Origin of the sequence: Pokkaliibacter plantistimulans, assembly GCF_003194385.1 — a bacterium.
GTDB classification, from domain to species: domain Bacteria; phylum Pseudomonadota; class Gammaproteobacteria; order Pseudomonadales; family Balneatricaceae; genus Pokkaliibacter; species Pokkaliibacter plantistimulans.
The window spans coordinates 1-866 of the sequence record NZ_LAPT01000118.1 but is presented as its reverse complement, the minus strand read 5'-3'; the positions used below and the strand labels follow the sequence as shown (position 1 = coordinate 866).

At 62.0% G+C, this 866-nt stretch carries 1 protein-coding gene; it reads left to right on the top strand.

Annotated elements, in window-relative coordinates; all coding sequences use genetic code 11:
• The coding region (locus WH50_RS21955) for a putative Ig domain-containing protein (RefSeq protein WP_207780430.1) at positions 1–866 on the top strand (866 nt) is incomplete at both ends.

The window sequence follows — 866 nt, the reverse complement described above, 5'->3', positions numbered from 1 at the left end:
CCTTCAGTGATGTGGATGCCGCTGACAGCCTGACCTACACCGCCACCCTGGCCGACGGCTCGGCCTTGCCCAGCTGGCTGAGCTTTGATGCCAGTACCGGTACCTTCTCCGGTACGCCGGATAACGGTGATGTCGGTGCGATCAGCATCCGGGTCACCGCCACCGACACCAGCGGTGCCTCGGTGAGCAGTACCTTTAGTCTGACCGTGGCCAATGTGAACAATGCGCCTGAGGCAGGGGCGATCAGTGATCAGCGTGCCACCGAAGATGCGGGCTTTACCTTTACGGTTCCCGCGAACACCTTCACTGATGTGGATGCCGGTGACACCCTGACCCTGAGTGCCACCCTGGCAGATGGTTCGGCCTTGCCCAGCTGGCTGAGCTTTGATGCCAGCACCGGCACCTTCTCCGGTACGCCGGATAACGGTGATGTCGGCGTCATCCGTATCAAAGTCACGGCGACCGATACCCAGGGGGCCGCTGTCAGCAGCGACTTTAGCCTGACCGTGATCAACACCAATGACGCGGCCAGCTCTGGCGTCATCCCCAATCAGGTTGCGACCGAAGACAGCACCTTCCGCTTTACCCTGGCGGCGGACACCTTCATCGATGCCGATGCCGGTGACCGTCTGACCCTGAGCGCCACCCTGGCGGACGGTTCGGCGCTGCCCAGCTGGCTGAGCTTTGATGCCAGCACCGGCACCTTCTCCGGCACGCCCACCAATGACGATGTAGGCAGTCTGACCATCAAGGTCACGGCAACCGATACCAGCGGTGCCTCGGTGAGCAGTACCTTTAGCCTGATCGTCGCCAATGTGAACGATGCCCCAACGGCAGGTACCATCAGTGCGCAGAGCGCCACCGAA